At 71.1% G+C, this 26344-nt stretch carries 27 protein-coding genes and 1 tRNA gene; 23 read left to right on the top strand and 5 right to left on the bottom strand.

Annotated features, from left to right (window positions below):
- Positions 1-79: 79 nt before the first annotated feature.
- On the bottom strand, positions 80-724 hold the full coding sequence (gene lexA, locus E9228_RS04615; RefSeq protein WP_111075492.1) for a transcriptional repressor LexA: 645 nt from the start codon (positions 722-724) through the stop codon (positions 80-82).
- Between the two features lie 255 nt (positions 725-979).
- On the opposite strand from lexA, the gene E9228_RS04610 reads away from it, so the two are divergent.
- The 16 genes from E9228_RS04610 to E9228_RS04535 all read left to right on the top strand — a co-directional run bounded on the left by E9228_RS04610 (position 980) and on the right by E9228_RS04535 (position 16426).
- Positions 980-1342: a LysM peptidoglycan-binding domain-containing protein gene (locus tag E9228_RS04610; protein WP_166779457.1), complete on the top strand. Its 363-nt coding sequence runs from the start codon at positions 980-982 to the stop codon at positions 1340-1342.
- A gap of 107 nt (positions 1343-1449) precedes the next feature.
- On the top strand, positions 1450-2556 hold the full coding sequence (locus E9228_RS04605) for a histidinol-phosphate transaminase (protein WP_166779456.1): 1107 nt from the start codon (positions 1450-1452) through the stop codon (positions 2554-2556).
- Positions 2553-3155: an imidazoleglycerol-phosphate dehydratase HisB gene (gene hisB, locus E9228_RS04600; RefSeq protein WP_111122092.1), complete on the top strand. Its 603-nt coding sequence runs from the start codon at positions 2553-2555 to the stop codon at positions 3153-3155. The genes E9228_RS04605 and hisB overlap by 4 nt, the downstream gene beginning before the upstream one ends.
- Positions 3152-3790 carry an imidazole glycerol phosphate synthase subunit HisH gene (hisH, locus tag E9228_RS04595; protein WP_166779455.1) on the top strand — a complete coding sequence of 213 codons (639 nt, stop codon included), beginning with the start codon at positions 3152-3154 and terminating at the stop codon, positions 3788-3790. Before hisB ends, hisH begins: the two co-directional genes overlap by 4 nt.
- A 20-nt stretch (positions 3791-3810) precedes the next feature.
- On the top strand, positions 3811-4557 hold the full coding sequence (gene priA, locus E9228_RS04590) for a bifunctional 1-(5-phosphoribosyl)-5-((5-phosphoribosylamino)methylideneamino)imidazole-4-carboxamide isomerase/phosphoribosylanthranilate isomerase PriA (RefSeq protein WP_166779454.1): 747 nt from the start codon (positions 3811-3813) through the stop codon (positions 4555-4557).
- 6 nt (positions 4558-4563) lie between these two features.
- Positions 4564-5409: an SseB family protein gene (locus E9228_RS04585; RefSeq protein ID WP_166779453.1), complete on the top strand. Its 846-nt coding sequence runs from the start codon at positions 4564-4566 to the stop codon at positions 5407-5409.
- A 177-nt stretch (positions 5410-5586) separates the two neighbouring features.
- On the top strand, positions 5587-6465 hold the full coding sequence (locus E9228_RS04580; RefSeq protein ID WP_166779452.1) for an AAA family ATPase: 879 nt from the start codon (positions 5587-5589) through the stop codon (positions 6463-6465).
- Positions 6449-7342 carry a segregation and condensation protein A gene (locus tag E9228_RS04575; RefSeq protein ID WP_166780112.1) on the top strand — a complete coding sequence of 298 codons (894 nt, stop codon included), beginning with the start codon at positions 6449-6451 and terminating at the stop codon, positions 7340-7342. Before E9228_RS04580 ends, E9228_RS04575 begins: the two co-directional genes overlap by 17 nt.
- Positions 7332-8075 carry an SMC-Scp complex subunit ScpB gene (gene scpB, locus E9228_RS04570; RefSeq protein WP_208385597.1) on the top strand — a complete coding sequence of 248 codons (744 nt, stop codon included), beginning with the start codon at positions 7332-7334 and terminating at the stop codon, positions 8073-8075. Before E9228_RS04575 ends, scpB begins: the two co-directional genes overlap by 11 nt.
- 1528 nt (positions 8076-9603) lie before the next feature.
- Positions 9604-10356 carry a pseudouridine synthase gene (locus E9228_RS16950; protein ID WP_252727797.1) on the top strand — a complete coding sequence of 251 codons (753 nt, stop codon included), beginning with the start codon at positions 9604-9606 and terminating at the stop codon, positions 10354-10356.
- A 120-nt stretch (positions 10357-10476) separates the two neighbouring features.
- Positions 10477-11616 (top strand): prephenate dehydrogenase, encoded by a 1140-nt coding sequence (locus E9228_RS04560; protein WP_166779450.1) that lies wholly within the window; start codon positions 10477-10479, stop codon positions 11614-11616.
- Positions 11617-11780: 164 nt separating this feature from the next.
- Positions 11781-12476 (top strand): (d)CMP kinase, encoded by a 696-nt coding sequence (gene cmk / locus E9228_RS04555; RefSeq protein ID WP_166780110.1) that lies wholly within the window; start codon positions 11781-11783, stop codon positions 12474-12476.
- A gap of 72 nt (positions 12477-12548) precedes the next feature.
- Complete coding sequence (gene der / locus E9228_RS04550; protein WP_166779449.1) at positions 12549-14069, top strand: ribosome biogenesis GTPase Der; 1521 nt, start codon at positions 12549-12551, stop codon at positions 14067-14069.
- Positions 14070-14126: 57 nt separating this feature from the next.
- On the top strand, positions 14127-14858 hold the full coding sequence (locus E9228_RS04545; RefSeq protein WP_166779412.1) for a hypothetical protein: 732 nt from the start codon (positions 14127-14129) through the stop codon (positions 14856-14858).
- A gap of 124 nt (positions 14859-14982) precedes the next feature.
- Positions 14983-15510 (top strand): hypothetical protein, encoded by a 528-nt coding sequence (locus E9228_RS04540; protein ID WP_166779448.1) that lies wholly within the window; start codon positions 14983-14985, stop codon positions 15508-15510.
- Positions 15511-15550: 40 nt separating this feature from the next.
- Positions 15551-16426 (top strand): oxidoreductase, encoded by an 876-nt coding sequence (locus tag E9228_RS04535; protein ID WP_166779447.1) that lies wholly within the window; start codon positions 15551-15553, stop codon positions 16424-16426.
- Between the two features lie 3 nt (positions 16427-16429).
- Here E9228_RS04535 and E9228_RS04530 read toward each other — a convergent pair whose 3' ends face one another.
- Both E9228_RS04530 and E9228_RS04525 read right to left on the bottom strand, forming a co-directional pair.
- Positions 16430-18616, bottom strand: a complete 2187-nt coding sequence (locus E9228_RS04530; RefSeq protein ID WP_252727771.1) for a RecQ family ATP-dependent DNA helicase — start codon at positions 18614-18616, stop codon at positions 16430-16432.
- 128 nt (positions 18617-18744) lie between these two features.
- The gene (locus tag E9228_RS04525) at positions 18745-20220 is read right to left on the bottom strand and encodes a hypothetical protein (RefSeq protein ID WP_166779446.1); all 1476 of its coding nucleotides are present in this window, start codon (positions 20218-20220) and stop codon (positions 18745-18747) included.
- Positions 20221-20290: 70 nt separating this feature from the next.
- Between E9228_RS04525 and E9228_RS04520 the strand changes: the two genes are divergently transcribed.
- The 3 genes from E9228_RS04520 to E9228_RS04510 all read left to right on the top strand — a co-directional run bounded on the left by E9228_RS04520 (position 20291) and on the right by E9228_RS04510 (position 21938).
- Positions 20291-21127 carry an endonuclease/exonuclease/phosphatase family protein gene (locus E9228_RS04520; protein ID WP_166779445.1) on the top strand — a complete coding sequence of 279 codons (837 nt, stop codon included), beginning with the start codon at positions 20291-20293 and terminating at the stop codon, positions 21125-21127.
- Complete coding sequence (locus E9228_RS04515; RefSeq protein ID WP_166779444.1) at positions 21124-21726, top strand: DUF2238 domain-containing protein; 603 nt, start codon at positions 21124-21126, stop codon at positions 21724-21726. Before E9228_RS04520 ends, E9228_RS04515 begins: the two co-directional genes overlap by 4 nt.
- Before the next feature lie 138 nt (positions 21727-21864).
- Positions 21865-21938 (top strand) — tRNA-Pro (locus tag E9228_RS04510).
- On the opposite strand, the gene E9228_RS04505 is transcribed toward E9228_RS04510, so the two are convergent.
- Positions 21930-22421 (bottom strand): hypothetical protein, encoded by a 492-nt coding sequence (locus E9228_RS04505; protein WP_166779443.1) that lies wholly within the window; start codon positions 22419-22421, stop codon positions 21930-21932. The two genes, E9228_RS04510 and E9228_RS04505, sit on opposite strands and share 9 nt — an antisense overlap.
- 258 nt (positions 22422-22679) lie before the next feature.
- On the opposite strand from E9228_RS04505, the gene E9228_RS04500 reads away from it, so the two are divergent.
- From E9228_RS04500 to E9228_RS04485, 4 genes are all read left to right on the top strand, one after another.
- Positions 22680-22823: a hypothetical protein gene (locus E9228_RS04500; RefSeq protein ID WP_166779442.1), complete on the top strand. Its 144-nt coding sequence runs from the start codon at positions 22680-22682 to the stop codon at positions 22821-22823.
- A gap of 136 nt (positions 22824-22959) precedes the next feature.
- The gene (locus E9228_RS04495; protein WP_166779441.1) at positions 22960-23634 is read left to right on the top strand and encodes a hypothetical protein; all 675 of its coding nucleotides are present in this window, start codon (positions 22960-22962) and stop codon (positions 23632-23634) included.
- A gap of 85 nt (positions 23635-23719) precedes the next feature.
- Positions 23720-24280, top strand: coding sequence for a hypothetical protein (locus E9228_RS04490; protein ID WP_166779440.1), 561 nt, complete (start codon positions 23720-23722; stop codon positions 24278-24280).
- A gap of 511 nt (positions 24281-24791) precedes the next feature.
- A complete protein-coding gene (locus E9228_RS04485; protein ID WP_166779439.1) occupies positions 24792-25391 on the top strand; it encodes a hypothetical protein in 600 nt (199 codons plus the stop codon).
- A gap of 91 nt (positions 25392-25482) precedes the next feature.
- Here the strand turns inward: E9228_RS04485 and E9228_RS04480 are convergent, their stop codons facing one another.
- Entirely contained in the window at positions 25483-26175 is a 693-nt protein-coding gene (locus E9228_RS04480; RefSeq protein WP_166779438.1) for an SDR family NAD(P)-dependent oxidoreductase, read from the bottom strand.
- Positions 26176-26344: the final 169 nt, after the last annotated feature.

Below are 26344 nucleotides of genomic sequence, written 5' to 3'. Positions count from 1 at the left end.
GATCGCGAAACGCAACGAGGGCGGCTCCCCGCAACGTCATTCCGTTGCGGGGAGCCGCCCTCGTTGCGTTTCGCGGGGGTCAGAGGGAGCGGAGGACCGCCACCACCTTGCCGAGGACCGTCGCCGCGTCACCGAGGATCGGTTCGAACGCGGTGTTGCGGGGGAGCAGCCAGGTGTGGCCGTCCCGCTGGCGGAAGACCTTGACGGTGGCTTCCTCGTCGAGCATGGCGGCGACGACGTCACCGTTCTCCGCCGTCTGCTGCGACCGGACGACGACCCAGTCGCCGTCGCAGATCGCGGCGTCGATCATCGACTCACCGACGACCTTGAGCATGAAGAGGTCGCCCGTACCGACGAGCTGACGGGGGAGCGGGATGATCTCGTCGACGTGCTGCTCGGCGGTGATCGGGACACCGGCGGCGATGCGCCCGACCAGGGGGACGAGGGTCGTGGCGTCGACGTCCGGGCCGTCGGAGTCGGGCGTGGGCTCGTCGACCAGGACCTCGAGCGCGCGGGGGCGGTTCGGGTCGCGGCGGATCCAGCCCCCGAGCTCGAGCTGCCCGAGCTGGTGCGACACGCTCGACAGTGACGAGAGGCCGGCAGCGTCGCCGATCTCGCGCATGCTCGGCGGGTAGCCCCGGCTCGCGATCGACGCTCGGATCGCGTCGAGGATCGACTGCTGCTTCGCCGTCAACGGTTTCTGTCCGCGCAGTTCGTCCACCACGTCTCGCCCTTCGTCCGGAGTGGAACCGTGCCCGCAGGAATGTCAGTGGTCCCCGCGAGACTTGATCCAGTCGATCGAAACAGTATCCGACCGTGACATGTCGGACAAACACCTGTTCGAGCGTGTCGCAAGAAAAACCCCCACAAATCCCTTCGCAGGGGTTGTGCATCCTCTGAGTCGAACGTATGTTCGGTACACGGCTTCGGACGGCCATCACGGTCGTCACGACCCCAACGCAAGCAGGAAGGCAACGACATGAGCACCATCGCCATCGCAGACATGCAGCAGACCGCAGCACCCGTCCCGCGCACGCGCCTCCGTCTCACCCGTCGCGGGCGAGTGGTCTTCACCACCCTCGCGGCCGTGCCCGTCCTGCTGTGCGTCGGCATCGCGATGCTGAACGGCGGCCAGGCCTCGGCCGGCGACCGTGCGGCGAACGTGCACTTCGACACGGTCACGATCCAGCCGGGTGAGACGCTCTGGCAGGTCGCCGAGGACACCGCGCCGAACTCCGACCCTCGTGACTTCATCCAGGACGTCGTGAGCCTCAACGCCCTGAACGGTTCCGCGGTCCAAGCCGGCCAGGAGATCTCGATCCCCACGCAGTACGAGCACTGACCTGAAGCATGAGCACTGGCCCGGTTCTGGTCGCGCGAGCGTTCGCCCGTGGCGTGACCGTCCGGACGGCCGGTCATCCCGTGGGCACCGCGGCCTACGATGGATCGGTGGCAACCACGCTCGAAGACCTCCCCATCCGAGACGACCTGCGCGGGCAGAGCCCCTACGGCGCCCCGCAGAAGCACGTCCGCGTGCAGCTCAACGTCAACGAGAACACGCATCCGGTGCCGCAGGACGTGGCCGAGGACATCGTCGCCTCGATCCGCCAGGCGCTGACGACCGTCAACCGCTACCCGGACCGCGAGTTCACCGAGCTGCGCGAGTCCCTCGCCGGGTACCTCGGACACGGCCTGGGCGCCGATTCGATCTGGGCGGCGAACGGGTCGAACGAGGTCATCCAACAGCTCCTCCAGGCGTTCGGCGGCCCGGGTCGCAGCGTGCTCGGGTTCCCGCCCACCTACTCGATGCACTCGATCATCGCCTCGAGCACCGGCAGCCGGTGGATCGCGGCCGAGCGGGACGCCGAGTTCCGGATCTCACCCGAGACCGCCGTCGCCGCGGTCCGCGAACACCAGCCCGACCTCGTGTTCCTGTGCGGCCCGAACAACCCGACGGGAACGCCGCTGGACCTCGCGACGATCGAGGCCGTGTACGACGCGACCGAGGGCATCGTGATGGTCGACGAGGCCTACGCCGAGTTCATGCCCGACGGACAGCCGACGGCTCTCACGCTGCTGCCCGGGCGCCCGCGTCTGGTCGTGTCCCGCACCATGAGCAAGGCCTTCGCGTTCGCCGGGGCCCGCGTCGGGTACCTGGCCGCCGACCCCGCCGTCATCGACGCCCTGCGCCTGGTCCGCCTGCCGTACCACCTCTCGGCGCTGACCCAGGCCGCTGCGGTCGCTGCGCTCCGTCACGCCCCGGAGATGCTCCGCATGGTCGACGACATCCGTGGTCAGCGCGACCGCATGGTGATCGAGCTGCGCGCCATGGGGTACCAGCCGCACGAGACGTGGTCGAACTTCGTCCTGTTCGGCGGCGTCGCCGACCCCCGTGCCGCGTTCGAGTCGCTGCTGGAGCGTGACGTGATCGTCCGTGACCTCGGGATCCCGAACCACCTGCGCGTCAGTGCGGGAACGGCGGAGGAGACCACGGCGTTCCTCGACGCCATGCGCGAGGTCGCCGCCGAGCAGCCGCCCGTTAGGGTTGCAGCATGACCGCGCGCACCGCCGAGATCACCCGCTCGACGAGTGAGTCGACCGTCTCCCTGTCGCTCGACCTCGACGGCACGGGCACGTCCGAGATCTCGACCAGTGTGCCGTTCTTCGACCACATGCTGACCGCGTTCAGCAAGCACTCGCTCATCGACCTGCGCGTGCAGAGTTCGGGCGACACCGACATCGACGTGCACCACACGGTCGAGGACACCGGCATCGTCCTGGGGCAGGCGCTCCGTCAGGCCCTCGGCGACCGTGCGGGCATCGGCCGCTACGGCGACGCGCTGGTGCCGCTCGACGAGGCGCTGGCCCAGGCCGTCGTCGACGTCTCCGGGCGTCCGTACCTCGTGCACACCGGTGAGCCCGCCGGCTTCGAGTTCCACCGGATCGGCGGCCACTTCACGGGGTCGATGGTCCGGCATGTGTTCGAGGCGATCACGATGAACGCCGGCATCACGGTCCACCTCCGCGTCCTCGACGGGCGTGACCCCCACCACATCGCGGAGGCCGAGTTCAAGGCCTTCGCCCGTGCGATGCGTCGCGCCGTCGAACTCGACCCGCGCGTCGACGGCATCCCGTCCACGAAGGGCACGCTGTGAGTCCCACCCGCCCGAACGTCGTCGTCCTCGACTACGGCTCCGGCAACGTCCACTCGGCGGCGAAGGCACTCGAGCGTGCCGGCGCCGACGTGACGCTCTCGAACGACAAGCAGGCGGCCCTGGCTGCCGACGGGCTCCTGGTCCCCGGTGTCGGCGCGTTCGCCGCCGTCGTCGACCAGTTGGAGGGGGTGCGCGGCGGCGAGATCGTCGACCACCGCCTGGCCGGTGGACGTCCGGTGCTGGGCATCTGCGTCGGCATGCAGGTGCTCTTCGCCCGCGGGGTGGAGCGCGGTGCCGATGTCGAGGGCCTGGGACAGTGGCCGGGCGTCGTCGAGCCGATCAAGGCCGACGTCCTGCCGCACATGGGGTGGAACACCGTGCAGGCTCCGGAGGACTCGGTGCTCTTCGACGGCCTGCGCGACGAGCGTTTCTACTTCGTGCACTCCTACGGGGTCACCGACTTCCCGCTCGACGCCTACGGCCCGTTCCGGGCGCCGAAGCTGACGTGGGCCGAGCACGGGGAGCGCTTCATCGCCGCCGTCGAGAACGGTCCGTTGAGCGCCACGCAGTTCCACCCGGAGAAGTCCGGCGAGCCCGGCATCCGCCTGCTCCGCAACTGGGTCTCGTCGCTGTGACCCCCGATCCCGACGGGACCATGACCGAGCTTTCCACCACCCAGCCCCTCGTCCTCCTGCCTGCGGTCGACGTCGTCGACGGTCAGGCGGTGCGCCTCACCCAGGGTGCAGCCGGCAGCGAGACGGGGTACGGCGACCCGGTCGCCGCCGCCCGCACCTGGCGTGACCAGGGCGCCGAGTGGATCCACCTCGTGGACCTCGACGCCGCGTTCGGTCGGGGCGACAACCGCCGGGTGATCGCGCACGCCATCCGGGAGGTCGAGGGCGTGTCCGTCGAGCTCTCCGGCGGCATCCGCGACGACGCCTCGCTCGAGGCCGCACTCGCCACCGGTGCCGCCCGGGTGAACCTCGGCACCGCGGCGCTCGAGAACCCCGACTGGGCGGCCCGGGTGATCGGGCAGTACGGCGACCAGATCGCCGTCGGCCTCGACGTCCGTGGCACGACCCTCGCCAGCCGCGGCTGGACCGAGGACGCGGGCGACCTCTGGGAGGTGCTCGACCGGCTCGAGGACGCCGGGTGCGCCCGGTACGTGGTCACCGACGTGACGAAGGACGGCACCCTGCAGGGGCCGAACGTCGAACTGCTCCGACAGGTCTGCGACCGCACCGACCAGCCCGTGGTGGCCTCGGGCGGCATCTCGACGCTCGACGACCTGCGCGCGCTCCGCGAGCTCGTGCCGCACGGACTCGAGGGCGCGATCATCGGCAAGGCGCTGTACTCGGGGGCGTTCACGCTGCCGGCCGCGCTCGACATCGCGTCGGAGTAGCCGTCCGTGGCGGGCATCTCGAACGGCCGCGGCACGGGCCCGGACCCCGACGAGCAGGCGGCTCACGCGCAGTCGGCTCCGGAGCACGCGGCACACGGGCACGCGGCTGACTCGGCGGGCAACCCCTGGGCCGGGCGGACGTTCGACGCGCACGACACGACCTTCACCGAGGACGACGGTCTGGCCGACCCGGCCCTGGTCGCCGCGATCAGTGCGGTCGCGGAGGGTGGCTCACACTCCGCCGTCCTCGCTGCGCTCCGGGACGCACGCCTGCTCATCCCGCTCGTCGCCGAGGCCGGGGACGTCGGCGAGACCCCGGACGGCCGCATCGTCGACAAGACCCAGGAGCTCTCCATCGTCACGGTCGCCGGCCCCGACGGTCGTGCGGTGATGCCCGCGTTCACCTCGGTCGAGGCGATGCGCTCGTGGGACGCGGACGCACGCCCGATCCCGGTCGAGTCCCGCCGGGTCGCGATGGCCGCTGCGAGCGAGGACACGCAGCTCGTCGTGCTCGACCCGACGGCACCGACCGAGTTCGTCCTCCGTCGGCCTGCGGTGTGGGCGCTCGGCCAGGACCTGCCGTGGACGCCCTGCTCCGAGGACCCGGAGGTCGCGCGCGCGTTCGCCGGCACCATCGAGACCGAGCCCGCCGTGGTCCGCATCGAGCTGTCGCCGGGGGACCCGCTGTCGCGCTTCGCCGGGCCCGAGTTGACCGTCGGCCTCCGACTCATCGCCGGTCTCGACCGCGAGCAGATCGCCGAGCTCGTCGGACGCCTGCAGCAGCGGTGGGCAGGCGACCCGGTGATCGCGGAACGGGTCGACAGCATGCGCGTCGCGCTCCGCGCGGCCTGACCAGCAGCACCGGAACCGGGACACCGGCAGGACCGGACTCCGGACACGAGCAGCACCGGAACCGAGACCGCGTGCCGGTCCGTCACGGCCGGGAGGCCCGCCCTCCGTCCGCCCCGACCCGCGCCCCACGCGGCGGTGCGGCCCGGCCACCCGCGACTGCGCCGGTACGATGGCCCGGTGAGCAGCATCCCGACGACAGCCTCCGGCACCGGCGACATCGTCACGGGTCCGACCGGTCGGCCCGTGCGGGCGTTCCCCGTGCCGGAAGAGCTGGACGGCCACGGTCCCGCGCGCATCATCTCCCTGTGCAACCAGAAGGGCGGGGTCGGCAAGACCACCACCGCCATCAACCTCGGCGCCGCGCTCGCGGAGTACGGCCGCCGTGTCCTGGCGGTCGACTTCGACCCGCAGGGTGCGCTGTCCGCCGGCCTCGGTGTCCGGACGCACGACATCCCCACGGTGTACGACCTGCTGATGGGCGCCGTGAAGGACCCGAACCAGGTCATCCAGCCGACGAACGTGCCGCTGCTGGACGTCATCCCCGCGAACATCGACCTGTCCGCCGCCGAGGTGCACCTGGTCAACGAGGTCGCCCGCGAGCAGATCCTGGCCAGTGTCCTGCGGAAGGTGTCGAACGACTACGACGTCATCCTCATCGACTGCCAGCCGTCGCTCGGGCTGCTCACCGTGAACGCCCTCACCGCGGCGCACGGCGTGCTCATCCCGCTCGAGTGCGAGTTCTTCGCCCTGCGCGGTGTCGCCCTGCTCATCGAGACGATCGACAAGGTGCGCGACCGGCTGAACCCGGCGCTGCTGCTCGACGGGATCCTGCCGACGATGTACGACTCGCGGACCCTGCACTCGCGAGAGGTCATGGAGCGCGTCGTCGAGACGTTCGGTGACCGGGTCCTCGACACCGTCATCGGGCGCACCGTGAAGTTCCCGGACGCGACCGTCTCGGCGCGACCGATCACGCAGACCGCTCCGGACCACGCTGCGGCCCATGCCTACCGGCAGCTGGCCCGAGAGCTCGTCCAGCGTGGCGCCGTCGCCTGAGGTCCCGGCCACGAGCCTCCCGTCCGTCGTCGCCGGACACGCCGAGAGCGCGACCGACGCGCCGGTCGGCGCCACGACCCCACCCGGGTTCCGGGTGCGTCTCCGCAACTTCGACGGACCGTTCGACCTGCTCCTGTCGCTCATCACGAAGCACGAGCTGGACATCACCGAGGTCGCCCTGAGCGCCGTCACCGGTGAGTTCATCGCCTACGTCCGGCAGGCGGAGTCGAGCGACGAACTCGACGAGGCGAGCGAGTTCCTGGTGGTCGCCGCGACCCTGCTCGACCTGAAGATCGTCGGGCTGCTGCCCCAGGGTGAACTCGTCGACGCCGAGGACGTCGCCCTGCTCGAAGCCCGTGACCTGCTGTTCGCCCGACTGCTGCAGTACCGGGCCTTCAAGCAGGCGGCGGACTGGTTCGGTGACCGATGGGGCGCCGAGTCGCGGCGGCACGTCCGGAGCGTCCGACTCGAGGAACGCTTCCGCGCCAGGACCCCCGAGTTGGTGTGGACGCTGTCCGTGCAGGACTTCGCGGCGTTGGCGGCGTTGGCCTTCGCGCCGCGGGAGATCCCGACCGTCGGACTCGACCACCTGCACGCGCCCGCGGTGAGCATCCGGGAGCAGGCCGCGATCGTGGTCTCGGTCCTCCGCACCCGCGCCGACGAGGGGATGCCGGACGTCACGTTCCGGGAACTCGTCGCCGGGGTCGAGCAGGCGGGTATCGTGGTGGCTCGTTTCCTCGCGATCCTGGAGCTGTACCGGAACGCCTCCATCACGTTCGAACAACTCGAACCGCTCGGGGAACTGGTCCTCCGGTGGACCGCACTCGACTGGACGGACGAGAGCCTCGCGAACCTGGGAGCCGACTATGACGGATGACGTGCACGCGCACGGCGCTCGGTCGCGCGCCGGGGGATCCGCCGAACCCGGCGGCTCGGACGAGATCGGGGACGCCCGGGCGCTGGAACTCGAGTTGCGTGCGGCCGCTGCCGACCGTGATGCCGGGCTGTCGTCGGAAGCCCCTGTCGCAGCCGACATGAACGCGCCCGTCGACCGCCAGCTCGAAGCGATCCTGATGATCGCCGACCAGCCGCAGTCCCTCGTCGCGCTCGCCGCCGCGGTCGGCGCGCCGGTCCCCGTCGTCCGGCAGGCAGTCGACCGCCTGGTCGCCGACTTCGACGGTGTCGACGGCACCGTGCGCCGCGGTTTCGAACTCCGCGAGGTCGGCGGGGGCTGGCGGTTCTACGTCCGTGCCGAACTCGACGGCGTCGTCGAACAGTTCGTCGAGGCACAACGTCCGGCGCGCCTGTCCCAGGCGGCACTCGAGACACTCGCCGTGGTCGCCTACAAGCAGCCGATCACCCGCTCCCAGATCGCCGCGATCCGGGCCGTCAACGTCGACGGCGTGGTCCGCACGCTCGTGGCGCGCGGCCTCATCGAGGAGTCGTTCACCGACTCCGAGACCGGCGCCATCAACTACGTCACCTCCGAGCTGCTGCTCCAGCAGCTCGGCATCAACTCGCTCGACGAGCTTCCGCTCATCTCGCCCCTCCTGGAGGACGGCGCGGACGGTTTCGGGCAGACCGAAGGGATCCCCGATGGCCGGGTTTGACCAGAACGACCGAGCACGACGAGACGACGACCGCCGCGGCGGGTCCGGACGTCCGGGCGGTGACCGGCCGGGAGGCTCGGGTCGCCGCGACGACGCACCTCGCGGACGCGACGGGGCCGGCTCCGGCGGGTACCGCGGGCGTGACGACCGCGGCGCCGGTGGCGACCGCGGTGGGTACCGCGGGGGAGACGACCGTTCTTCCGGTGGGTACCGCGGGCGCGATGACCGTGCCGGCGGCGGCGACCGTGGTGGGTACCGCGGGCGTGACGAGCGCGGCGGGGACCGTTCGACCGGCGGCTACCGCGGGCGTGACGAGCGTGGCGGGGACCGTCCGACCGGTGGTTTCCGTGGGCGTGACGAGCGTGGTGGGGACCGTCCGACGGGCGGCTACCGCGGCCGTGACGAGCGTGGCGGGGACCGTCCGACGGGCGGGTTCCGCGGCGGCGATGACCGGAACGGCGGGGGGTACCGCGGTCGTGACGACCGTTCCTCCGGCGGGTTCCGTGGCCGTGACGAGCGTGGTGGTGACCGTCCGGCCGGCGGCTTCCGCGGCGGCGACGAGCGCAGCAGTGGTGGGTACCGCGGTCGTGACGACCGTGCCTCCGGTGGGTTCCGTGGGCGCGATGACCGTGGTGGGGACCGTCCGACCGGCGGCTACCGTGGGCGTGACGAGCGTGGTGGGGATCGTCCGACCGGTGGTTTCCGTGGGCGCTATGACCGTGGTGGGGATCGTCCCACCGGTGGTTTCCGTGGGCGCGATGACCGTGGTGGGGACCGTCCGACCGGCGGCTACCGCGGTCGTGACGACCGTGGCGGTGACCGTCCGACCGGTGGCTACCGCGGTCGTGACGAGCGTGGTGCGGACCGTCCGTCCGGTGGGTACCGCGGCAACGACGATCGTGCCGCCGGTGGGTACCGCGGGCGTCCGGAGCGCGACACGCGCGGCACGGACCGACGCAGCGACGACCGCGGCGGGTTCGTGAGCCGTGACGACGACCGTGGACGCTTCGTGCGCCGCGACGACGCCGGCGACCGCCGGACCGGTGCACGCGACGACCGTGGCGGGTACCAGGGACGCGACTCCCGTGGTGGCCGCGACGAACGCGGTGGCCGTGACGAGCAGCGTGGCGGGTACCAGGGACGCGACTCCCGTGGTGGCCGTGACGAACGTGGTGGCCGTGACGAGCAGCGTGGCGGGTACCGCGGGCGTGACGACCGCGGGAACTCCCGTCGTCCGGACGACCGTGGCGCCGAGCGCGGTGCCGACCCCCGCCGCGAGGACCGTCGGAGCCCAGACGGCGCCCCGAGCAGTGTGTGGCACAACGGCCGCCGCTACGTCGGTGGCACCACGAGCCCCCGCAACGACCCCGCGCGCAAGCGGACCACGCCGCTCCCGGCCGGTGAGCGCGACGATGCCGGGCGCCCCGCCGAGGGCACGCCCGAACGCCCGATCATCCTCGACTGGGACCCGGCGGACGGGACGGCGACCGACGGGGGCGAGCCGGACCTCCAGGAAGGCGGTGAGCGCCTGCAGAAGGTGATCGCCGCTGCCGGTGTGGCGAGCCGACGGGTCGCGGAGAACCTGATCTCCGAGGGCCGCGTGACCGTGAACGGCGAGGTCGCCGACATGCTCGGTCGCCGCGTCGACCCGGACACCGACGAGGTCGCTGTCGACGGCGTGCCGGTGCAGACCGACACCTCCCGACGGTACGTCGTGCTCAACAAGCCGACCGGTGTCGTGTCGAGCATGCAGGACGAGCACGACCGTCCCGACCTGTCGCAGTACGTCGACCAGTTCGAGGAGCGGCTGTTCAACGTCGGCCGACTCGACTTCGACACCGCGGGGCTGCTCATCCTGACCAACGACGGCGGGCTCGCCCACGTCCTGGCACACCCGTCGTTCGGTGTGACGAAGACCTACGTCGCGAAGGTCGACGGCAACATGGTCCCCTCCACGCTGCAGATGCTGCTCGAGGGCATCGAGCTGGAGGACGGCCAGATCGCTGCCGACAAGGCACGGCTGCTCGAGTCCTCGCGCGGGGAGTCGCTCGTCGAGATCACGCTGCACTCCGGCCGCAACCGGATCGTGCGCCGCATGCTCGAAGCCGTGGGACACCCGGTGCTCGAACTCGTGCGCCGGTCGTTCGGACCGCTGCAGCTCGGGAGCCTGGCGCCGGGCGAGGTGCGCGAGCTGACCACGGTCGAGCTCGGCAAGCTGCTCGGCATCGCCCGGACCGCGGACACCCGCACGGGCGACGACGACGCGGAGAGCACGGACTGACCCTCGCGGGCTGATCGTCGCGGACCGACCGCGACTCGGACGGCGCCGGGCCGGTGGGGACTTCTCCACAGGCCCGGCGCCGTCCTGCTGCCGGGCACCCGCGCTCGGTAGGCTTGCCGGGTGACCGACGCCAGCACGACCGCGACCGACGCGCATCCGTCGCGCGCCGACATCGACCGGCGCGTGCGTGGGCCGGTGCGGATCGTCGGGACCGGCCTGCTCGGCGCCTCGATCGGTCTGGCACTGCGAGACAAGGGTGTGGAGGTCGTCCTCGACGACGTCTCCCCGGCCGCGCTCGCGCTCGCCGTCGACTACGGCGCCGGACGGCCACCCGCCGACGGCGACGAACCAGAGCTCATCGTCGTCGCGGTGCCGCCGGACGTCACCGCGACCGTGGTGGAACGTGAACTCCGCGCGCATCCGAACGCCGTCGTCACCGACGTGGCGAGCGTCAAGTCCGGTCCACTCGACCGGCTGCGCGCCGTCGGGGCGGACGTCTCGCGGTACATCGGCTCGCACCCGATGGCGGGCCGCGAACGCAGTGGTCCGACCGCTGCTCGGGCCGACCTGTTCATCGGTCGCCCGTGGGTCATCGCCGGTCACGACGACATCAGCCACCAGCGTGCAGCAGTGGTCGAACACCTGGCCCTCGACCTCGGCGCGACCGTCGTCCCGATGGACCCCGAGTCGCACGACCGGGCCGTCGCGGTCGTCTCGCACGCGCCCCAGCTGGTCGCGACCCTGATGGCCTCGCGCCTCCGCGACGCCCCCGGCGAAGCCCTCGGTCTCGCCGGCGGTGGTGTCCGCGACGTCACGCGCATCGCCGCGAGCGATCCCGGCCTCTGGGTGCAGATCATCGGTGCCAACGCCGGACACATCCGCCCGGTGCTCGCCGACCTCCGCGACGAACTCGACCGGGTGCTCGTCGCGCTCGCCGACCCCGCTGCGCCCGGGTCTCCACGCGCGATCGCCGAGACGATGGCCTCGGGCAACCGCGGTGTCGAGCGCCTGCCCGGCAAACACGGGACCACCGCACGTTTCGCCCAGGTGGTCGTCCTGATCGACGACCGACCCGGGCAGTTCGCCGAACTCCTCACCACCATCGGGGAACTCGGCATCAACCTCGAGGACCTGCGCCTCGAGCACTCGCCCGGAGCGCAGATCGGCATCGTCGAGGTGTCGGTCGTCCCGGAGCACGAACAGCGACTCGTCGAGGAACTCGAGGGTCGCGGATGGAGGATCGCAGCAGCATGGGCCTGAACGACAACGACACCACGCTCGAGTCCGGCGTCACCGGCGGCCCGGACGCCCCCGACTCCGGTCTGCCGACGCCCGCAGACCAGCCCGGCCCCCTCGGTGGTGGGGACGTCACCGGCGGCGCCGGCGGGCAGGGCGGCGGCGAACTCGGTTCGACGCGTGACCCGATGCCGGCCGGTCTGCCCGCGGGTGCCTTCGTGGCGAAGTTCGTCATCGCCGTCGACGGTCCCGCCGGCAGCGGCAAGTCGAGCGTCTCGCGTGCGGCTGCCCGCGCGCTCGGCTTCGGCTACCAGGACACCGGTGCCGCCTACCGAGCGCTCGCCTGGCACGCGCTGCAGCAGGGCGTGGACCTGGACGACGCGGCTGCGGTCGTCTCGGCCTTCGACTCGTTCGACTACGCGATCGGCACCGACCCCGACGACTACTTCGTGCGGGTCGGCGGTGTCGACGTGACGGACGCCATCCGGACGCCTGAGGTCACCGCTGCCGTGGCGCACATCGCGAAGCTGCCGGAGGTCCGCGCGAAGCTCGTGTCGCTCTTCCGGCAGGTGATGCGGATGGCCGACGGGCAGGGCATCATCACCGAGGGCCGCGACATCACCACGGTGGTCGCGCCGGACGCCGAAGTCCGCATCCTGCTGACCGCCGATGAATCCGTTAGGATGGCACGTCGGTCGGCAGAGGTCACGACCCAGTCGGCCGAAGAGACCTCGGCCGCCCTCGCCCGTCGGGACGCTGCCGATGCGAAGGTCGTCGACTTCATGAACGCCGCCGACGGCGTCACCACCCTCGACTCCACCGACCTCGACTTCGACCAGACCGTGCAGGCGGTGGTCGACCTGGCCCGCTCGGCCACGAACTGACAGCAACCCGGCCACACGGCCGCACCTGAACCACGAACACGCGGCCCACCGGCCGCCGGCAAGGAAACCACCATGGCGCAGCTGGACGACCGAAGCGACGACGACTTCCCCGAGTACGACGACTCGCTCGGAGAGCGGCTCGCCGGCATCGACGACGCCGAAGCGGACCAGCGTGCAAGCGCGCTCCGCGTCGGCCTGGACGAGTACGACCTGGACGACGAGGACCTCGCGCTCCTCGAAGCCGGCAAGCTCGGGGTCGACGGCGTCGCGTACCTGCCGGCGCTGCCGGTGCTCGCGATCGTCGGCCGCCCGAACGTCGGCAAGTCGCAGCTCGTGAACCGCATCCTCGGCCGCCGCGAAGCCGTCGTGCAGGACACCCCCGGTGTCACGCGTGACCGCGTCAGCTACAAGGCCGAGTGGAACGACAAGCGCTTCACGATCGTCGACACCGGCGGGTGGGAACCCGACGCCAAGGGCATCAACGCCTCGGTCGCCGCCCAGGCCGAGGTCGCGATCGACCTCGCCGACGCGGTGCTGTTCGTCGTCGACGTCACGGTGGGCATCACCGCCACCGACGAGCACGTCGTCAAGATGCTCCGTGGCACCGACCGTCCGGTCATCGTCGCCGCGAACAAGTCCGACGACGAGCGCCGTGACCTCGAGGCCTACGCACTCTGGAACCTGGGTCTCGGCGAGCCGCACCCCGTCTCGGCGCTGCACGGCCGTGGTGTCGCGGACCTCCTCGACCTGATCATCTCGACGCTCCCGGACGTGTCCGCGGTCGCCAAGCAGGAGATCGGCGGCCCCCGTCGCGTCGCGATCCTCGGCCGCCCGAACGTCGGCAAGAGCTCGCTGCTCAACAAGGCCGCCGGCGAAGAGCGAGTCGTCGTCAACGAGCTCGCGGGCACGACCCGTGACCCGGTCGACGAGCAGATCGAACTCGGTGGCAAGACCTGGCGCTTCGTCGACACCGCCGGCATCCGGAAGCGCGTGCACCTGCAGCAGGGCGCCGACTTCTACGCGTCGCTCCGCACCACCGCCGCACTCGAGAAGGCCGAGGTCGCGGTCGTCGTCCTCGACGTGACCGAGCCGGTGTCGGTGCAGGACCTCCGCATCATCGACCTGGTGCTCGAGTCCGGGCGTGCCCTGGTCCTCGCCTACAACAAGTGGGACCTGCTGGACGACGAGCGTCGTCGCTACCTGGAGCGCGAGATCGAGCAGGACCTGGCGCACGTCGCCTGGGCCCCCCGTGTCAACATCTCCGCACGCACCGGTCGCCACCTCGAGAAGCTCGTGCCGGCCCTCGAGACCGCACTCGAGTCGTGGGACACCCGCATCCCGACCGGCAAGGTCAACGCCTTCGTCGCCGAACTGGTCCAGGAGCACCCGCACCCGGTCCGCGGCGGCAAGCAGCCCCGCATCCTCTTCGCCACGCAGGCGTCGAGCCAGCCGCCGACGTTCGTGCTCTTCACCTCGGCGTTCCTCGACCCGCAGTACCGCCGCTTCATCACGCGGCGTCTGCGCGAGGTCTGGGGCTTCGACGGCACGCCGATCGTGGTCAACATGCGCGTCCGCGAGCGCCGGAAGCGCTGATCGGCCATGTCCGCGCCACGAGGGGAGCGATCGACGTCACGACGTCGATGGCCCCTCGTGGCCGGGCTCGTGCTGCTCGTCGTGGTCGGCGTCGGCGCAGTGGCGCAGTGGTCCGGCCCGGGCAGCGGGACCGCAGCGCCGACGCCGGACCCGTCTCCGACCGCTGACGGGCCGCAGATGTCGATCGGCCACGGCTTCATCCCGGACGCGCCGACGGCAGACGCCAGCGGGAGTCCGGACGGTGTCGGCACAGCGACCGGCACAGCCACGAGCGACGAGACGACCGTCATCGACGCCGCGACCGGCCTGCCCGTCGACGAGGCGCAGGCAACCGGCCCGTGGTGGCGACGTGCCCTGCCGATCGCGGGCGATCTGGTCCCCATCGGCGGTGACGTCCACGGCAGCGTCCGGCTCGAGGTCGTCGGCGAACAGGTCGTGCAGATCACCCTCACCAGCGTGCGGGTGACGTCAGGGCCCCGCACGTCAGGGCCCCGCACGTCAGGGTCCGGCACGTCAGGGTCCGGTACGTCCGGGTCCGGTACGTCCGGGTCGCACGTCGGTGCCGTGCGGGTCGAGCTGTCAGCGGGCGACGTCATCGGCACCGAGCGGGCGCAGTGGACCGGCGACGACGTCCCCGCCGACTTCGGCTCGTTCACCCCGGACGGCGAACACCCGGTCCTGGTCATGGTCGACCCGCAGGACCTCCCGCCCGTGGTGCACTCGGCGCTGCTCTTCGACGCCGACACCGGGGACCTGCTCGGCGGCGCCGAGTTGCTGCCCGTCTTCTGAGCGGGCGGGCGCGGGGGAGGCGGGTGCGCCTCCAGGCAGACCAGCGACCGGCGTCCGACGGGACTCTCAGCCGTCCGGGAGGCCCGTGGCACCGCCGCCCCGCCGGATACGGCACCATGGGACGGTGACGCAGCGACCCTCCGGCCTGGCAGCGACCGCTGACCGGGCGTGGAACCGGCTCCGCCTGGACCGCCTGGCCGGCGGACGGCAGAGCGGCTACGTCATCCGCGAGGACATGCTCGCCCACCCCGACACGGTCCGGTCGTTCCGGTGGATCCGGTGGTTGCTCGTCGCCGAGACCGTCGTCGGACTGACCGCGATCGTCGTCGCCGTCCTGCTGACCCGAGCCGGGGAGACGGTGCCGTGGGCGGTCTGGTTCCGCGCGACCGTCGTGCTGCTCATCACCCTGACGCTCTACGTGTTCGCATGGCGGGCGCAGCTCGGGTACTACTGGGCGTACCAGCGGCTGCGGCTGTTCAGCCGGATCTTCCCGATCGTGACGCTCGTGATCGCGGCGATCCCCGGCCTCTACCCGTTCTGGATGGTGATCGAGCAGATCGTGTTCTCGGTCCTGATGGTGGGGATCGGCGACGTCCTGACGAGCGACCACATGCGGCTCACGTTCCCGAAGCCGGTGCGCCGGCAACCGTAGGCCCGGGTCGGATGCAGCACCCAGGAGCATCGTGGAGGACATGACCACGACATCGCTCCCCGGCGGCACGTTCCGCCTCGCCGACGACCTCGAACTCACCCGCGTCGGGTACGGCGCCATGCAGCTCGCCGGGCCGCACGTGTTCGGTCCGCCCGCCGACCGCGACGAGGCACTCCGGGTGCTCCGGACCGTCGTCGAGCTCGGCATCACCCACATCGACACCGCCGAGTTCTACGGCCCGCACGTCACGAACGAACTCATCCGCGAAGCACTGTCGCCGTACGGGGACGACGTGCACATCGTGACGAAGGTCGGCTCGGTGCGGGACGCCGAGGGCAACTGGGTGCCGACCCGGCAGCCGGACGACCTGGTGGCGCAGGTGCACGAGAACCTCCGCACCCTCGGACTCGAGCAGCTCGAGGTCGTGAACATCCGGATGGGCGGCTTCGACGCTCCGGAGTCGGGCTCGATCGCCCCGCAGGTGGAGGCGCTCGCCCGACTGCAGGAGGACGGGCTGGTCCGCCACATCGGACTGTCGACCGTCAGCGCCGAACAGCTCGCGGAGGCGCAGAGCTACGCGCCGATCGTCTGCGTGCAGAACATGTACAACGTCGCCCGTCGTGAGGACGACGCCCTCGTGGACCTCACCGCGTCGCAGGGGATCGCGTACGTGCCGTACTTCCCGCTCGGTGGGTTCTCGCCGATCCAGTCCGGCGCGCTCGACCGGGTCGCGGAGCGCCTGGAGGTCTCGCGCCTGACCGTGGCGCTGTCATGGCTGCTCCAGCGCTCGCCGAACATGCTGCTGATCCCGGGGACGTCGTCGGTCGACCACCTGCGGGACAACGTGGCGTCGGCCGGCTTCGCACTGCCGGACGACGCCGTCGCCGAGCTCGACGCGATCGGGTCGGCCGCGTAGGGCTCAGGCCACGGTGGCGAGGGCGAACGGGAGCACGGCGGACGCTCCGGCCCGCCGGAGTTCCCGCCCCGCCACGGTCATCGTCCAGCGGCTGTCGACCAGGTCGTCGACGAGCAGGACCGGCCCGTCGTGCGCCTGCAGTGCTGCCGCGAGTTCCGGGCCGACGACGAAGGTGTCCCAGACGCCCGACAGCCGGTACGCGCTGTTGGTCGCACCGTCCCCACGCGGTGTTCCCCCATTGCGATCGAGGGTGCCGAGGTGCTGCAACCGACCGATCGAGGACAGCCCCTGGGAGAGCGAGGCGACGAGCTGCGGCCGGGAGCGCGAGGACATCGCGACGACGCCGGTCGGCCGGGTCTCCCACGGCCAGTCCTTGAGCGCCCGGACGCAGCCGTCGACGAGTTCACGGGACACCGGAGCGTCCGGGGTGGCGTTCGCGAACAGGGCGCGGAGCGGACCGCCCCAGCCCAGGTCGGTGAGTCGGGCGACGGCGCGACCCGGGGCGACGAGTTCGCCGGCCGGGATCTTGCCCTTGACGGCGACGCCGAGCGACGACATGCCGGAGGGCCACTGCGCGCGGGGGGCGATCTCGACGCCCACCTGGTCGAGGGCGTTCGCGGCACCCGTACGGTCGGCGTCCGAGACGTCGGTCGGGTACCAGGCACCGGCGCAGTTGTCGCACCGGCCACAGGGTTCGGCGGTGGGGTCGTCGAGGTCCTGCTGCAGCAGCTGCATGCGGCAGGCGTTGGTCGACTCGTACGTGAGCATCGACGCCGCCTCGGCCGCGCGGGCCGCAGCGACCCGCTCGTACCGTGCCGCGTCGTACTCCCAGGGCCGACCGGTCGCGACCCAGCCGCCGCCGACCCGACGGACGGCACCGTCGACGTCGAGCACCTTGAGGAGCAGCTCGAGCGTCGACCGCTTGATGTCGACGAGTCCTTCGAGGGCGACGGTCGACATGGCGCTGTCGGTGGAGAGGGCACCGAGCACCGCGGAGGCGCGGGACTCGGTCGGCATCGAGGCGCTGGCGAAGTACTGCCAGATCTCCTGGTCCTCACGCCCGGGCAACAGGAGCACGTCGGCGTTGTCGGTGGCGCGCCCGGCACGACCGATCTGCTGGTAGTAGGCGACGGGGGAGGACGGCGCGCCGATGTGGACGACGAAGCCCAGGTCGGGCTTGTCGAACCCCATGCCGAGTGCGCTCGTCGCCACGAGCGCCTTGAGCTCGTTGTTCTTCAGCTGCCCTTCGAGCTGTTCACGTTCGTCGTTGTCGGTCCGGCCGGTGTAGGCGCGGACGGCGTACCCCGATTCGCGGAGGAGCCGGGCGATGTCCTCGGCAGCCGAAACGGTGAGCGTGTAGATGATGCCGCTGCCGGGCAGGTCGCCGAGGTGCGCGAGCAGCCAGCCGAGACGGGCACGGGCGTCCGGCAGCGTGAGGACGCCGAGTCGCAGCGAGGCGCGGGCGAGTGAGCCACGGATGGTGAACACCGGGTCCTCGGGGCCGGCGGTCAGCTGTTCGGCCACGTCCTCGACCACGCGCTCGTTCGCGGTCGCCGTCGTCGCGAGCACGGGCACGCCGTGCGGCAGGGACCGGATCAGCTCGGCGAGGCGCCGGTAGTCCGGGCGGAAGTCGTGCCCCCAGTCGGAGATGCAGTGCGCTTCGTCGACGACGAGCATGCCCATCCGGCCGATGAGCGCGGGCAGCTGTTCGTCGCGGAACTTCGGGTTGTTCAGGCGCTCGGGGGAGACCAACAGCACGTCCACCTCGTCACGTGCGAGGGCCGCCTGGGTCTCGGTCCACTCGTGGGCGTTGGCGGAGTTGATCGACACCGCTCGGACACCGGCTCGGGCGGCCGCGGCGACCTGGTCACGCATCAGGGCGAGCAGCGGCGACACCAGGACGGTCGGCCCACCGCCCCGACGGCGGAGCAACAGGGTGGCGAGGAAGTACACGGCGGACTTGCCCCACCCGGTGCGCTGCACGACGAGCGCACGCTGCCGGTGCTCGACCAGGGCGGAGATGGCCTCGAGCTGGCCGGGGTGGAAGACCGCGTCGGCCCGACCCGTCAGCGCCAGCAGGGCCTCCTGCGCCTCGGCCGCGACGGCAGCGGACGGCGCCGTGGTGGCTGGCACCGCGGTCGCAGGCACGGCCGCAGCCGGCGGGACGGGGGAGGCAGCAGGTGAACTCATGCCCCCATGCTGTCAGGACCGACCGACGAACCCGGCACCTCCCTCGCAGGCTCGGTCGGCGCGCCCCGCGCAACGCTTCGCGTCGCCGCTGAGCGGGACGCGTCAGGCTGTGGAGAACCCGCGCCTGCTCACTGGTAGGTGACCAACGACGGTGTCGGCTGCACCTCGGACATGGTCTGTTCCGGGGTGAGCATCGGCGTGTCCTCGTCGAAGAAGTTCTTCCAGCCCCAGTGCAGTCCGTCCGGCCCGCCGTCGTGCAGCGCCTTCCACGTCGCCTGCTTGTCCGGCTGCGACCCCTGCCCGTCGACGTGCACGAGCAGGTCGAGCTCCGGGTGCGACGCCAGCGAACCGCGGTCGGACACCATCGAGGACCGGAACTGGTGCAGGACGAATGCCTTCGGCGGCAGCCCCTCGCGTCGGACGAGCCCGGCGAGCCACTTCGACACGCCGTTCACCTCTGCGGCGCTGACCGTGCCGATCTGCTTGAGCGGCACCTGGTCCGGGCCGAGCCGCCACTCCGGGTCGAGCGCCAGCCAGACGTCCGGTCGCGACAGCAGCGACTCGTACCGCTCCGCCTGTGTCAGGAAGTCGCTGCGACCGGGCTGCAGGTCGATGATCGTCGGCATGCCCGCTTCGTGCGCGGCATCGACGTACGGCTCGAGGGTCGACACCGGCAGCTCACGGGAGTAGTCACCGTCGTCACCGGCCTCGCCCGCGGCGACCGTGGCGATCACCTCGAACGCCGGCGTCACGGGCACGTCGGACAGCCCGCGGTACTCCGCCGCGAGCTTCCGGGCCCGCGTGACACTCGCGGCGGGGTCCTGCTCGCCGAGGACTCCGAGCACCGGCGCCCCGGGCGCGCCGTAGAGCGCCGTGTAGCGGTGGCCGTCGAAGGGACGCTGGCCTCCCGCGCCGATCCGGTACCCCGTCTGCGCCGCCCGCACCACCCACTCCGGGTCCTGCAGGCCAGCGAAGGACGCGCCGAGCAGCAGCGTCGGGTGTCCCGCCGCGTCGTGCATCGCCCGGACGACCGACCCCGACGCGGCCGGGTCCGACACGCCCGAGGGCATCTCCACCAGCTGAGCGCCGGCGGCCCGGGCCGTCGCCACCGCCGCAGCGTCCTCGGACCGGTCCGCCACGAGCACCGTCTGCCGGGAGGCCCGCCCCGCCTCCGCCCGCTGGCCCGCCTCCGGTGCGTCCCGCTCCGGCACCCGCGTGTCGAGGGTCACGTCCCCGACCGCCCGGTACCAGGACGCGCCGAGACGCTCGAGCTCATCGGCCACGGCATCGGTCGACGCCGTCGAGCCGGAGTCGACGAGCAGGGCCGGCACATGCGCACGGACCGCAGCGCTCGCCGCCGTGCGGACGGCATCGGCGTCCCCGGTGGGCGCGACGACGGCACCGGGCGCGGACCGGAACAGGGCACGGCTCGCCCGGACCGAACGCTCCGCGGCCGACTCCTGCGCGACCACCGTCACGGCGTCCGACGCAGCGCGGGCCAACGTCGGCCGCGGGGCCGGGGGAGCACTCGAACAGGCGGCCACACCGAGCACGAGACCGGTCATCGCGAGTGCGAGCAGGGAACGGGCAGGTCGAGAACGCATCGGCCCACCCTAGGAGCCGAGCGGCCGTCACCCTGAGAACCGCAGCCGTGCCGCCTCGTAGAAGGGGAGCATGCACCGACAGGCCGACGACCGACCGCTCATCGGGCCGGTGGGGGCTCCCGACCTGCACTGCATGACCCTCAACCTGCGCCGGAGCGTGCCCCGCCCGACCGGTCACCCGGACTCGTGGGAGCACCGCCGCGACGCCGTGGTCGCGCTCGTCGCCTCGGAGGAACCCACCGTCCTCGCCGTCCAGGAGGCCCTCCGCCCCCAAGCAGTCGACCTCGCCACCGGCATCGGGTCGCGCTGGGAAGCCCTGCTGCTCGGACGCGACCGCTTCGGCGACGGCGAGGCCGTCGGGCTCCTGGTCGACACCGAACGCTGCACCGTCGTCGAGCGCCGGTCCTGGGCGATGTCCCGGACACCGCTGCGCCCCGGCTCCCGCTCGTGGGCCACCGCCTTCCCCCGTCATGCGGTCGGCGCCGTCCTCGACGACCACGCCACCGGTCGACGGTTCCTCGCCCTCGCCACGCACCTCGACGTCGCATCGCCCTGGGCACGACTCCGCTCGGCGCAGCTGCTCGGCCGGATCGTGGCCCAGTCCGGCCTGCCCGCCGTCGTCATGGCCGACTACAACGCACCCGCCGGGTCGGCGCCGTGGCGCGCACTGGCGGAGGCGGGCATCCCGGACACCTGGGGACGTGCCTCCCGGCCGGAGACGGCGGAACTCGGTACGTACGCCGCCTACCGGGAGCCGCGTGCCGACAAGCCGCGCATCGACGGTGTGCTCGCCACGGAGGACGCCGACGTGTCCCGCGTCGCGATCTCGACCCGGCGGCCCGGCGGAGTGTGGCCGTCCGACCACCTCGCCGTGCACGCCGTGCTGTCCTTCGGAGCCACCGCGTGATCGCGACCCTCGGGACGACGTTCCTGCGTCGGCCGCACGGCGCCGTCTGGGCTGCCGACGTCCTGCGGATCGCGACGCTCGTCAGCCTGCCCGTCGCCACCGTCGGGTGGGGCGGTGTGGCGTTCGCCGTGATGTCGCTCGCGCTCCTCGGCGCGGTCGTCCCACGCATGCTCGGGCTGCGCCCGACCTTCGACGCGGCCGTCGTGCTGCTCTGCCTGGTCGCCGCATGGAGCAGCGCGCTCGACTGGTACACGACCGTGTTCCTCTGGGACAAGATCGTCCACGTCATCCTGGTCGGCCTGCTCGCGGCACTGCTCGTCGTGATCGCCTCGGACGTCGGCGTCGTCGCCTCGGCCCCACGTGCCGGCGTGCTGCTCTCGGCCCTCGTCGCGCTCGCCGCCGGGATGGCGGTCGGCTCGGTGTGGGAGATCGGCGAGTGGCTCGGCCACAACTTCGTCGACGACACGATCGTCGTCGGCTACGACGACACGATCGGCGACCTGGCGGCGGACGGACTCGGGGCACTGCTCGCCGGGTTCGCGCTGCCGTGGCTGTCGCGCGAACGCCGGATCGTCCAGCCGATGCACCTGCGGGGGTGACGCGCCCGGCTCCGATGCCGTGGCGCGGTGGGGCTTCCGCTTCCGCTATGCTTGACGGGCTGCTCCACGCTCGGTCGGGTGTGGGGCAGGGCTCGCAGTCTCCCTCGTGGAGACGGGGTCTGGGTCCTCTGGGACTCGCGGGCTGTAGCGCAGCTTGGTAGCGCACTTGACTGGGGGTCAAGGGGTCGCAGGTTCAAATCCTGTCAGCCCGACCGAGGGGGCGACTCAAGAACCCAACAACGAAGAGAGGCCCGCAGCCGGTTGGTTGCGGGCCTCTCTTCGTTCTGGGTCTTGTGGGCTGAGCCCTGCTCCGTAGCTCCCTTCCGAGCTCGCGTCGATCGACTGGCGTTGGCCGCGGCTGCCTTGGCTTCTTTCTCCCGTCGCTCCTTGGCTCGCGCCTGACGGACCTCGAGGTCCGGTACTCCACCAGGACGCGTGCCGGTGTAGTCCCTGAAGAACTCGCGGTCTCGGCATCGCCGAATCGGCAGTCTCCTTGGCGGTCGGTTCTCAGCCGCTCGGCGGTCTGCGATCTCCTTCGCCTTCAGGAAGTCGCAGATCTGCTTGATGTTGCGTGCGACGAGCAGGAACGTCAGGAACACGAAGCCGGACGCGAACCCGCGTGACTGCCGGTCGAGGTGGTCGTGCAGGGATCCGTACTTCGGTGCCGTGGGCATCGAGTTGCTGTTCTCGACCATGTTCCCGGCGTAGCCGTGGAAGTCGGACCATTCGCGGGACTTGTAGCGCAGCGCCTGGGTCAGCGGCGGCAGGTTCTCCTTCGGGAACTTGAGGAGTCCTGGCAGCAGATGAGGGGCAGGTCATCGCCGACGGGGTAGCCGGGTTCGGTCGGGTCCACCTCGTCCAGCGTGAGGAGCTTCGCTTCCGAGACGCGAGCGCGGGGCTTTCGGTCATCCCGCCACGCTGCCCGGTGCCTGGAGCTTGGCCAACGCTTCTGCGTGCTCGACGACGTCGTCCAGTTGATCGTCGCCCAGCACTGCATGCGAGCGTTCGACTGCGCCTGGCCAGGGATTCATCGAGCGGGCTTCACCAGCGAGGATCTGGTTGGCCGTGCTGTGGCTGACAGGGACAGCGAGTTGTGATCGTGCCGCACCCGATGGCTGGCGCTGGGCCGTCGACCGAGTCATCTCCGCAGCCTGGCCAGCTCGATTCGTCCGCCGGGGTACAAGTAATGTCGGCATCAAATGCGACTGACAGTTCCTCACGACCAGGGTCAGAATGAAGGCGATCCAATTCGTGATCATTTATCAGAAGGCGCAACGATGCGCTCTTTCTGGAGGGGGAATCATTTTGCGAATCTCATCAAAGCTGGCCGCCGCTGTCGTGTTCAGCACCGTCGCCGCGGGGGTCGCGGTAGCTGCACCCGCCACTGCGAACACGGCGGTCGACAGCACCACTGTCACCATGCCGATGACAGTGGTCGGTTACGACGCAAAGGTCGCCGAGGCTCACGGCTACAAGATCGAGACGGATGCCGACGGCGTTCAGCGTTCTGTCCCGATCACCGAAGCAGCGAAGAAGCAGGCAATGAAGGATGCCGCTGCCACGCAGGTGTCGAAGCCCGGTGGCGTGAGCGTCAAGAACATCGTCCGCGGCAACTGCGGCTCGTCCAGCCTGAACATCGTCCGATACTCCAACGGCGTGCGGATCGCAACGTCCTACTCCGTCAAGGCGACATCGATCCAGCACACTTGGAACGTCGACGGTTCGACCCTGACGAAGACGTTCAGTAACGGCTTCAGCGGACTCAACAACAAGCCGACATGGAGCGCGACGCACGACGTCGCGATCTCGGGCAACGCCTCAGCGCACGCGACCGTTCGTGCGGGTTCATCGGCGCTGCTCGTCAACGGCGAGGTCTGCGCCGCCGGGGCACCGACGGACGCGTACTGACCGATCAGGTTTAGGGTGGCGGCACGCAGTGGTCGCCACCCTTGACTGCGTTGGAGATGTCCGATGGGCGGCAAAAGGAGGCATGATGAAATACTCCGAAGAAACGCACGAACCTTCCGAATGGCCGGAAGCGATGACCATGGTGATCGACGACCATGATCTCGAGCTGTTGGAACTTCTTTTCGTCCGCGCTGCTTGGTCGTTGCAAATTCCAGGGGAAGCGCCGTCTGCGGCAGGAAATGTGCCGGTTGGGTCATCGTCCGCGCCAGGGGCGGACCGCGACAAGCTCGCATCCCGCTGGGCGTCCGAGTGGGCTGCCGCTGTGCAGGAAGCGCCGGTGGAGCGGAACGTTGAGCGGTGGCACGACAAGTACGGGTGGAGCGGCATCGATCATGACGCGTTCGAGGCGTGGGTCTTCGACCAGCGCTCCGAATCACGAGCGCTACCGGCGCTCGAGGACAGTCCGGAGACCGCTGTGACCAGCGAGCTGGTCGGGGCCTGGGAGCGCGGGCTACGGAAGGTCACGGTGCTTCCGATCGATGGTGGCTGGACTGCGACCCGAGGCGCTGAAGAGCTTCTGCTCGGAGCGGACGTCCGCGCCAACCGCGACGAGTACAGCACCGCATTGGGTCGGTTCGGTCAGTAGTTGATGCAAGAGGCGCCCGGCTCGCACAGAGCCGGGCGCCTCTTGCACGGCACGACGAGGATGACCGCCCTGCTGCCGCACAGGCCTCTTCCTGGGTACTTTGCGTCGACGTTCTCGGTGACGAAGAACGCTGCAGACAACGGACCGGAAGTACCCGTGGCAGTCTTCCCGAGTGAGGGATGTGAAGGGCAGCTCGTCGAACTTTCCGATCACTGGCGCTGGCGTTGTGACGGATGGCGGGGCGGAGAGCGGCGACCCGCAGCCGATCCTGGCCCTCGCAACTCGACTCGGCGGGGGCAGTCGTGTGCGGTTGTCTCGCCAGCGGCTGCGCAGCTCTGGTGCTCCGACGGCCCGGGGCGGACACGTCGGTCGTCCGGCCGCGCGACCCCGACGAGACGCCCGCTCGCTAGGTGGTCGACCACCGGGACGGCGCGATCGTCGGTTCGGCCACCTCGACCCACCGGACGAGCAATGACGCCCTGACCCGACCCCTGTCTGGCATCGTCGAGTCATGCGACCGTCGACGATCCTCCTGACCGTCCTCACCAGCGTGTTCGGCGCGGCGACGCTCGTCCTGGCGGTCCTCGTCGGCACCGGTGACACGCAGGCGCTGCTCCAGGTGCTCCGGCTCGGCGGCCTCGTCACGACCGGCTTCGCGGCCGGGCTCGTCATCACGGTGACCAACCGCCGACGCCGAGAGCGCCTCCAGCGGAAGAGTGACGCGAGCCCGGGCACGTTCTTCGTGAACGCCCACCCCACCGGCTCGACCTACGACGAGCTCGACGCGTGGCGCCCGGACCTCCGGGTCTGGTTCCCGTGCGACCTCGGGTTCGACCGGAGCGGCATGACCGCCTGGCCGGACGAGGGCGGCGGTGGTGGTGTCCTGATCGCCACGAGGCAGGAGATCTCCGGCTTCGACGTGTTCGGTGATCCGACCCCGCTCGGCAGTACGAACCGGTGGGGCATCGCGATCTCCCTGGCCCGGCGGGAGACCGGCCCGACGACGGTGCACCTCTGGACGCTCGACGAGCAGCAGAACCACGACGAGTACGCGATGCGGCGGACGATCGCGAGGATCGAGACGGCCCTCGGCGGAGGGACGACTCCGTGACCACGGTCCACCACCAGCCCGCCGCGCCTGTCGCGGGGCCGCGGGCTGGTGCCGCACCGACACCAGCCCGTCGACCGGTAGCGGCCCGCCGTCACCAGGGCAGGACGCCCTCTCGGTCGGTCACCGTCCCGGTGGGCGTCTCGGATCCGAGGGTCGCGATGCGGACTGCAGCGTCGGCGCCGTCGGAGACGTCGTGCCCGAGGTTCCCCGTGAACTCGGTGGCGGTCTGGCCGGGGTCGACGGCGTTGAACCGCACGTCGGGAGTGGTCTTGGCGTACTGCATGGTCAGCATCGTCAGCGCGGTCTTCGACGACCCGTAGGCCGCGAGCGGGTACTGGGACTCGACACGCTCCGGGTCGTGGACCAACGTGAAGGAACCCAGTCCGCTGGTCACGTTGACGACCGAGGGTGACTCAGCCAGTCGGAGCAGTGGCAGAAACGCGTTGGTCACCCGGACGACGCCGAACACGTTGGTCTCGTAGACGGTCCGGAGTTGGTCGACGGTCATGTCCCCGGGGGTGGTGACGTCGCCGAGGATGCCCGCGTTGTTGATGAGGACGTCGAGGCGCCCTGCTTCGTCGCGGACCGTGCTGACCGCCGATGCGACGGACGCGTCGTCCGTCACGTCGAGTCGGACGAAGGACGCGCCCAGGGTGTCGGCTGCCGCGCGGCCACGTCCGGTGTCGCGTGCGCCGATCCACACGGTGTGCCCGGCGGCGACGAGGCGCCTCGCCGTCTCGTAGCCGATGCCCTTGTTGCCGCCGGTGATGAGGGTGGTGGTCATGGTGCTCCCTGGTCCTGGTGCGTACCGATCGCGCGGTTGCGCGGATCGGACTCCAGGTTGTGGGCGGACGACGGGGCCGACCAGGGACAGATCGTGCTACCCGACGAGCGGGCGCTCGCGCACGGGCTGGCTGGGACAAGCAGTACCAGGCAGCCGTCCTCGGTCCGGT

The organism is Curtobacterium salicis (genome assembly GCF_011759505.1).
Lineage (GTDB): Bacteria > Actinomycetota > Actinomycetes > Actinomycetales > Microbacteriaceae > Curtobacterium > Curtobacterium salicis.
Note: the sequence above shows the minus strand (reverse complement) of the source record. Positions and strands in the feature narration are given on the sequence as shown.